The organism is Streptomyces sp. MBT65 (assembly GCF_016612545.1).
Classification (GTDB): Bacteria; Actinomycetota; Actinomycetes; order Streptomycetales; family Streptomycetaceae; genus Streptomyces.
On the sequence record NZ_JAENRY010000028.1, the window covers coordinates 39,908 to 48,968 of the forward strand.

Consider the following 9,061-nt stretch of genomic DNA (forward strand, 5'->3'; position numbering starts at 1 on the left):
GAAAGTCGAGCAGATCCACCGCCGGGTGCCCTAACCGGCCGCCACCAGCACCTCCGACTCCGCCTCCCGCTCCGCCATCCCCCGCAACGGCCCCGCCACCGAGGCCAGTCCGGCGTACGGCCCCCGCTGCACCACACGTCCTTCGTCCAGCACGATCACCTCGTCCACGTCCTCCAGACCCGCGAGCCGGTGCGTGATGAGCAGGGTCGTACGGCCTTCCGTGGCGGCCAGCAGATCGGCGGTGAGCGCGTCGGCGGTCGCCAGGTCCAGGTGTTCGGCGGGTTCGTCGAGCACCAGGACCGGGAAGTCGGCGAGCAGCGCGCGGGCCAGTGCCAGCCGCTGCCGCTGCCCGCCGGAGAGCCGCGCCCCGTGCTCACCGACGAGCGTGTCGAGGCCGTCGGGCAGCCCGTCGGCCCAGTCCAACAGCCGGGCACGCGCGAGCGCGGCCCGCAGTTCGTCCTCGGTCGCGTCCTTCTTCGCGAGGAGCAGGTTCTCGCGCACCGAGCTGTCGAAGAGGTGCGCGTCCTGGGCACAGAGCCCGACGAGCCGTCGTACGTCGTCGCCGTCCAGGGCGTACGCGTCCACGCCGGCCAGCGTGTAGGAGCCAGCGTCCGCGTCGAGGAAGCGCAGCAGCACCTGCGCCAGCGTCGTCTTGCCGGACCCGGAGGCCCCGACCACGGCGACCCGGCGGCCCTTCTCCAGCGTGAGGTCGAGCCCGGCGAGCGCGTCCCGGTCCTGGCCTGTGTGGCGGGCGGCCAGTCCCTGCACGACGAGCGGGAAGGGTGTCGCGGGCGCCCGGCGGGGCCGTTCCGGTTCCCGTACTGGCTCGGGGGCGTCCAGGACCTCGTACACACGCTCGGCGCTCTTGCGCACCCGCTGCCGGTACTGCACGGCGAGGGGCAGTCCGAGGACGGCCTCGAAGGCGGCGAGCGGGGTGAGGACGACGACGGCCGTCACCACACCGCTGAGCCGTCCCGCGGCGACCGCCTGCGCTGCCACGAGGGCGGTGGCGGCGACGGTCAGGCCGGAGATCAGGGCGGTGAGGCCGTCGCCTAGCGCGGTCGCGGTGGCGGCGCGGGAGGCGATCCGGGTGAGGACACCATCGGCCCGCTCGGCCTCGGCGGTACGGGCGGGCAGCGCGCCGGCGACCGTCAACTCGGCGGTCCCGGTGAGCAGTTCGGTCACCCGGGTGGCGAGCGCTCCGCGGGCCGGGGCCAGCCGCCGTTCGGCACGGCGGGCCACGGCAACGGTCAGGAGGGGGACACCGACGCCGGCCGCGAGAAGACCGACCGCGAGCACGGCACCGGCCTCGGGCAGCAGCCAGGCCGTGAAGCCGACCGTGGCGGCGGAGACGGCGGTCGCGACCCCGGCGGGCAGCAGCCAGCGCAGCCAGTAGTCCTGGAGCGTGTCCACGTCGGCGACGAGCCGGGAGAGCAGATCGCCGCGTCGGGTGTCGCGCAGGCCGGCGGGCGCCAGCCGTTCGAGGCGCCGGTAGACGGCGACCCGGGTGTCGGCCAGCATCCGCAGGACGGCGTCGTGCGACACGAGCCGCTCCGCGTACCGGAACACGGCCCGCCCGATCCCGAAGGCCCGGGTCGCCGTGACCGCCACCATCAGATACAGCACGGGCGGCTGCTGCGAGGCCCGCGAGATCAGCCACCCGGAAGTGGCCATCAGCCCAACTGCGCTACCCAGCGCGAGACTTCCGAGCAGCAGCGCCAGGACCAGGCGGCCGCGCCGGGCACCGGACATGGCACGGACCCGGGCGAGGACGCTGCCCGTGTGTGCCGTAAGCCGTGTCTCGGGCTCGTAGGAGGCTTCGGGGCTCTCCGGCACCTCCGGGCTCGTACCGGCGATTGTCGGCACGGCCTCCGCGCGAACCGCGGCCACGCCCTCCGTCACCCGCACCACCCGGTCGGCCACCGCCAGCAGGGCCGGCCGGTGCACCACGAGCAGGACGGTCCTCCCGACCGCCAACCGCCGTACCGCCTCGACCACTTCGGCCTCGGTCGCGCCGTCCAGCGCGGCCGTCGGCTCGTCGAGGAGCAGGACGGGCCGGTCGGCGAGGAAGGCCCGCGCGAGCGCGAGCCGCTGCCGCTGCCCGGCGGACAGCCCGGCCCCGTCCTCGCCGAGCACACTCCCGATCCCCTCGGGCAGCGCGTCCACGAACTCCAGGGCCCCCGCATCGGCCAACGCCCGCCGTACCGCGGTGTCGTCGGCGTCGGGACGGGCCAGCCGTACGTTCTCGGCGATCGTCCCGGCGTACAGCTGCGGGCGCTGCGGCACCCAGGCGATCCGCGACCTCCATCGCTCCAGGCCGACGTCGGTGAGATCGACTCCCCCGACCCGTACCCGGCCCTCGGCGGGCCGTACGAACCCCAACAGGGCGTTCAGCAAAGTGGACTTGCCCGAGCCGCTCGGGCCGACGAGGGCGACGGTCTCGCCGGGTTCCACCGTGAAGGACACGTCCGACACGGCGTCCACGGACCGCCCGGGATAACGGACGGTCACGCCCTCGAAGGCCAGGGCGTCGGAGGGTACTTCGGCGGTTCCCGTAGCCGGTACCGGTGTCTCCAGTACCGAGAAGATCTCCTCGGCGGCCGCGAGGCCCTCCGCCGCCGCGTGGTACTGCGCGCCGACCTGACGCAGGGGCAGATACGCCTCGGGGGCCAGGACGAGGACGACGAGACCGATGTAGAGGTCCATGTCGCCGTGGACGAGCCGCATGCCGATCGTCACGGCGACCAGCGCCACGGAGAGCGTGGCGAGCAGTTCCAGGGCGAAGGAGGAGACGAAGGCGATCCGCAACGTCCGCATGGTCGCCTGCCGGTACTCGCCGGTGATGCGCCGGATCGAGTCGGCCTGCGCCTTGGCCCGCCCGAACACCTTCAGGGTCGGCAGCCCCGCGACCACGTCCAGAAAGTGCCCGGAGAGCCGGGAGAGCAACTGCCACTGACGGTCCATCCGGGACTGCGTGGCCCAGCCGATCATCACCATGAAGAGCGGGATGAGCGGGAGGGTGCCGACGATGATCGCCGCCGAGACCGAGTCCTCGGTGACGATCCGCGCCAGCACCGCCACCGGGACGACCACCGCGAGCCCCAACTGCGGGAGATAGCGCGAGAAGTAGTCGTCGAGAGCGTCGACACCACGGGTGGCGAGGGCGACCAGCGAACCGGTCCGCTGCCCGCTCAGCCACCCCGGGCCCAACTCCACGGACCGCTCCAACAACCGTCGCCGTAGCTCCGACTTCACGGAGGCGCTGGCTCGGTGGGCGGCGAGTTCGGTAAGCCAGGAGACCAGCCCACGGCCACCCGCTACGGCCACCAATAGCAGCAGGGGAGTGCCGAGTTCACCGACGGACTTGCCGTGCTGGAAGGCACCGACCACGACCTCGGCGATGAGCATCGCCTGGGCGATGACCAGCAGCGCACCGAGGGCTCCCAGGCCGACGACCGCCATCAGGAAGAGGCGGGTGGCACGGGCGTAGCGGAGCAGACGTGGGTCGATTGGTTTCACGTGAAACACACCCTCTTCTCGGGAGACCCCGACTTCTCAGTAGGTCCCAAGGGGGCATGTTTCACGTGAAACATGCCCCAAGTCGGACTCAATGCTCGGACTCAGTGCGCTGCCTCGGCGATGTGCTGCGTACCGATCCGCTTGCGGAACACCCAGTACGTCCAGCCCTGGTAGAGCAGGACGATCGGGGTGGCGATCCCCGCGCACCAGGTCATGATCCGCAGGGTGTACGGGCTCGACGAGGCATTGGTGACCGTGAGGCTCCAGTCCGCGTTGAGCGAGGACGGCATGACGTTCGGGAAGAGCGACAGGAAGAGCATCGAGACGGCGGCAATGATGGTGACCCCGGAGAACGCGAACGACCAGCCCTCGCGCCCGACTTGGATCGCCCCCAGCGCCGCGACCAGGGCGACGACGGCCACGATCAACGCGACGAGGCTCTTGCCGTCACCGCTGTCGACCTGGGTCCAGATCAGGAAGGCCAGTGCCAACAGGGCGGTGAGGAGGCCGACTTGAAGGGCCAGCTTCCGGGCCCGCATCCGGATGTCCCCGACGGTCTTGAGCGCCGTGAACACCGCGCCGTGGAAGGTGAACAGCGTCAGCGTGACCAGGCCGCCGAGGATGGCGTACGGGTTGAGCAGGTCCCAGAAAGTGCCGGCGTACTCGAAGTTCTTGTCGATCTTCACGCCCCGCACGATGTTGCCGAAGGCCACACCCCACAGGAACGCGGGGAGCAGCGAGGTCCAGAAGATCGCCGTCTCCCAGTTGCGCTGCCAGTTCTCCTCTGGCCGCTTCGCCCGGTACTCGAAGGCGACGCCCCGGACAATCAGGCAGACCAGGATGATCAGCAGGGCGAGGTAGAAGCCGGAGAAGAGGGTGGCGTACCACTCGGGGAAGGCGGCGAAGGTCGCGCCGCCGGCCGTGAGGAGCCAGACCTCGTTGCCGTCCCAGACCGGGCCGATCGTGTTGATCAGCACCCGCTTCTCGGTGCGGTTGCGGGCGAGCAGCTTGGTGAGGATGCCGACCCCGAAGTCGAAGCCCTCCAGGAAGAAGTAGCCGGTCCACAGGACGGCGATGAGGACGAACCAGACGTCGTGCAGTTCCATGACTGTTGCAGCTCCCTCGGCCTAGTACGAGAAGGCCATCGGCTTGTCGGCGTCCTGGGAGTCGCCGCCGATCTTCGTGGGCGGGTTGAGGTCGGCCTCGGTGAGTTCGGGCGGGCCGGCCTTGACGTACTTCGCGAGCAGCTTGACCTCGATGACGGCGAGGATCGCGTAGAGCGAGGTGAAGACGATCATCGAGGTGAGGACCTCGCCCTGGGAGACGCTGGGGGAGACCGCGTCACGGGTCTGGAAGAGGCCGTAGACGACCCAGGGCTGGCGGCCCATCTCGGTGAAGATCCAGCCCCAGGAGTTGGCGATCAGCGGGAAGCCGAGGGTCCAGATGGACACCAGCCAGTAGAGCTTGGTGAGTTTCGGGCCGAGGGCCTTGTTCTTGAAGAGGACGACGTTCGGCACTTCGTCGTCGCCGACCCGCAGATGCCGGCCCAGCATGAACTTCTTGCGGGTCAGCCAGAGTCCGGCGAGGCCGACGGCGAAGGACGCCATGCCGAAGCCGATCATCCAGCGGAACGCCCAGAAGGTGACGGGGATGATGGGCCGGTAGTCGCCGGGACCGTACTTCTCCTGCTCGGCCTTGTTGGTGTCGTTGATGCCGGGGACGTACGAGTTGAAGTCGTCGTCGGCGAGGAACGACAGTATCCCGGGGATGGACAGCTCGACGCTGTTGTGGCCCTTGCTGACGTCGCCGTAGGCGAAGATCGAGAACGGCGCCGAGTCCTGGCCGTCCCACAGGGCCTCGGCGGCGGCCATCTTCATCGGCTGCTGCTTGAACATGACCTTGCCGAGGGTGTCCCCGCTGACGGCGGTGAGCAGGCCGGCGATGGTGACGGTGATCAGGCCCAGTCGCAGCGAGGTCTTCATCACGGAGATGTGCTTCTTGCGGAACAGGTGGAAGGCCGCGATGCCGACCATGAACGCGCCGCCGGTCAGGAAGGACGCGGAGAGCGTGTGGAAGGCCTGCGCGAGCGCGGTGTTCTGGGTCAGCACATGCCAGAAGTCGGTGAGTTCGGCACGGCCCTTGGCCTTGTTGATCCGGTAGCCGACGGGGTGCTGCATCCACGAGTTGGCCGCGAGGATGAAGTACGCCGACAGGATCGTGCCGATCGACACCATCCAGATGCAGGCCAGGTGGATCCGCTTGGGCAGCTTGTCCCAGCCGAAGATCCACAGCCCGATGAAGGTGGACTCGAAGAAGAACGCGATCAGCGCCTCGAAGGCGAGCGGGGCCCCGAAGATGTCGCCGACGAACCGCGAGTAGGCGGACCAGTTCATGCCGAACTGGAACTCCTGCACGATGCCCGTGACGACGCCCATGGCGATGTTGATCAAGAAGAGCTTGCCCCAGAACTTGGTGGCCCTGAGGTACTTCTCCTTCTCCGTGCGCACCCATGCGGTCTGCAACCCGGCCGTGAGGGCGGCGAGCGAGATCGTCAGCGGGACGAACAGGAAGTGGTAGACGGTGGTGATACCGAACTGCCATCGCGCCAGTGTCTCCGGCGCCAGAGCCATTTGCACGTCGTCAGTCTCCTTACGTCGCCGTGGTCACAGCGGCAGTTTGCCCCTTATGTCACATGCAGCACTGGACAAGCAGGACACGCTTGTGAACGCGTTCACATTCACAAGGAATTATGGCGCATGCCCGTTCGATGCGTGATGGGCGGGGGGTCCCTAAGGAGGTCCCGTACGTCACATCCCCCAGAGCCGGTCGGCCTATGGCGCGGGGCGCCTTGGTTTCACGTGGAACCAAGACGCCCCGGGGACTCGCGACAGTCGGTCACAACTCCTTGTGGAACCCCTCCGCCACCTTCAGGAAGATGTCGTTGGCCTCGGTCTCCCCGATCGTGATCCGCACGCCTTCGCCCGCGAACGGCCGCACCACCACGCCCGCCCGGTCGCACACGGCCGCGAAGTCGAGCGTGCGCTCCCCCAGCCGTAGCCACACGAAGTTGGCCTGGGTCTCCGGGACGGTCCAGCCCTGGGCGCGCAGCGTGTCGACCACGCGGGTGCGCTCGCTCACCAACGAGCCGACCCGGCCCAGCAGTTCGTCCTCGGCGCGCAGCGAGGCGACCGCCGCGTCCTGCGCGAGCTGGCTCACCCCGAAGGCCACCGCCGTCTTGCGCAGCGCCGCCGCCACCGGCTCATGGCCGATCGCGAAACCGACCCGCAGCCCGGCGAGGCCGTACGCCTTGGAGAAGGTCCGCAGGACGCAGACGTTCGGCCGGTCGCGGTAGAGCTGGACGCCGTCCGGCACGTCGAGATCCCGGATGAACTCCCGGTACGCCTCGTCCAGTACGACCAGCACGTCGCCGGGCACCCGGTCCAGGAAGCGCTCCAGCTCGGCCCGCCGGACGACCGTGCCCGTCGGGTTGTTGGGGTTGCAGACGAAGATCAGCCGGGTCCGGTCGGTGACGGCGTCCGCCATCGCGTCCAGGTCGTGCACATCGCCCGGGGTCAGCGGCACCTGCACCGGAGTGGCGCCGCTGATGCGGGTGATGATCGGGTACGCCTCGAAGGACCGCCAGGCGTAGACGACCTCGTCGCCGGGACCTGAGGTCGCCTGGATCAGCTGCTGGGCGACGCCGACCGAGCCGGTGCCGGTGGCCAGGTGGGAGACCGGGACGCCGAACCGTTCCGCCAGCTCGTTCATCAGGCCGGTGCAGGCCATGTCGGGGTACCGGTTGAAGTTCAGGGCGGCCGCGGTGACGCTCTCCATGACACCGGGGAGCGGGGGGTACGGGTTCTCGTTGGAGGACAGCTTGTAGGCCACCGGACCGTCGGCCGCGGCAGGCTTGCCCGGCTTGTAGGTGGGGATACCCTCCAGCTCGGCGCGCAGCTTCGGGCTCGTCTCGCTCACCGCAGTCCTCCTTGTGACCACCACCGGGTTCGAATACTGCTCACCTTATGAGGATTCGGGGGCGGTGCGTACAGGTCGTGTTCCGGGTGAGCGGGCGACGGGGCCGACGGGTGGGTTCCGGGTGTGTGGTCGGCGTCCGTGGCGTGCTGTCATGTGCCTGTCGGGTGCGCCCCACGCGTCACATCCGCATCAGGGGCAACACCGTACGAAGGCGCACGAACCGGGGGCGCGCTGTACATATATCTATGCGCCGGTAGCTCGCGCCGTGGCGCGCATCCCTCGTGCAGGTGAGTTGAGACCTCTTCGAAACATGGGGGTCTTGGCAGGCCCATGCGCGTCGACAAGTCACGTAATGCCATTGCATCGTTTAACTGACTTTGTTTCTAAGGTAGTTGACTGCTTTTGACCTTGCAGAAACGTGCCTGTCAACGCGTGCATATGCGTCCGCACTACCCCACCGCATGAGCCCTACTATCGGCTCGCCATGACAGCAGCAGGGAAGCACCAGGTGAGCCGCGCGGAAACCTCTCGTCGAGGAAGCCGGCCGGGCCGGGCGGGAATCAGAGACGTGGCCGCCGCGGCCGGAGTCTCCATCACGACCGTCTCCGACGCCCTCAACGGCAAGGGCCGGCTCCCGGACGCCACCCGACGCCATGTCCGAGAAGTCGCCGACCGGCTGGGCTATCGGCCCTCCGCGGCGGCTCGCACACTCCGTACCGGCAAGTCGGGCCTCATCGGCCTGACCGTGACGACGTACGGGGATGAACCTTTCACCTTCACCGAGTTCGCGTACTTCGCCGAGATGGCGCGGGCCGCCACCTCGGCCGCGCTCGCCCGCGGCTACGCCCTCGTGATCCTCCCCGCGACCTCGCGCCACGACGTGTGGTCGAACGTCGCCCTGGACGGCACGGTCGTCATCGACCCGTCCGACCAGGACCCGGTGGTCAGCGAGCTCGTCCGGCAGGGTTTACCGGTCGTCTCCGACGGCCGCCCGGCCGGCTCGCTCCCGGTGACCGCGTGGGTCGACAACGATCACGAGGCCGCGGTCCTGGGCATCCTGGACCACTTGGCCGACGCCGGCGCCCGCCGGATCGGTCTGCTCACGGGCACGAGCACGGACACGTACACACACCTCTCGACCACGGCATACCTGCGTTGGTGCGAGCGGGTGGGCCAGGATCCGGTGTACGAGTCGTACCCGGCGCACGATCCGTGCGCGGGGGCCGTCGCCGCCGACCGGCTGCTCGCCCGGCCCGACCGGCCCGACGCGGTGTACGGCCTGTTCGATCCCAACGGCACGGATCTGCTGGCGGCGGCGCGGCGTTACGGGATGCGGGTGCCGGAGGATCTGCTGCTCGTGTGCTGCAGCGAGTCGACGGTGTACGCCAACACCGAGCCGCCGATCACCACGTTGTCGCTGAAGCCGCGGCGGATCGGTACGGCGGTGGTGCAGCTGCTCATCGACGCGATCGAGGGGGTCGATTCCGATCTGCCGATCGAGCAGGTGATACCGACGGAGCTGATCGTGCGGACGTCGTCGCAGCGGCGGCCGCCGCGGACGACGACG

General features: G+C 69.3%; 5 protein-coding genes. 1 reads left to right on the top strand and 4 read right to left on the bottom strand.

Annotated features, from left to right (window positions below; genetic code table 11):
* Positions 1–30 precede the first annotated feature (30 nt).
* The 4 genes from cydD to hisC form a co-directional block, all read right to left on the bottom strand.
* Positions 31–3,519, bottom strand: coding sequence for a thiol reductant ABC exporter subunit CydD (gene cydD / locus JHN63_RS09055; protein WP_200678649.1), 3,489 nt, complete (start codon positions 3,517–3,519; stop codon positions 31–33).
* Positions 3,520–3,620: 101 nt separating this feature from the next.
* Positions 3,621–4,625 (bottom strand): cytochrome d ubiquinol oxidase subunit II, encoded by a 1,005-nt coding sequence (cydB, locus tag JHN63_RS09060; protein ID WP_200678651.1) that lies wholly within the window; start codon positions 4,623–4,625, stop codon positions 3,621–3,623.
* 21 nt (positions 4,626–4,646) lie between these two features.
* On the bottom strand, positions 4,647–6,155 hold the full coding sequence (locus JHN63_RS09065) for a cytochrome ubiquinol oxidase subunit I (protein WP_200678653.1): 1,509 nt from the start codon (positions 6,153–6,155) through the stop codon (positions 4,647–4,649).
* Positions 6,156–6,414: 259 nt separating this feature from the next.
* Entirely contained in the window at positions 6,415–7,494 is a 1,080-nt protein-coding gene (hisC, locus tag JHN63_RS09070; protein WP_200678655.1) for a histidinol-phosphate transaminase, read from the bottom strand.
* Positions 7,495–7,978: 484 nt separating this feature from the next.
* Here hisC and JHN63_RS09075 point away from each other — a divergent pair.
* Positions 7,979–9,061 (top strand): LacI family DNA-binding transcriptional regulator (locus tag JHN63_RS09075; protein ID WP_200678657.1); only part of this gene is annotated, 1,083 nt, incomplete at its 3' end.

Excerpts from the sequence above, each read along its gene's own strand:
- cydB (WP_200678651.1), bottom strand. The coding sequence starts at position 4,625 with ATGGAACTGCACGACGTCTGGTTCGTCCTCATCGCCGTCCTGTGGACC.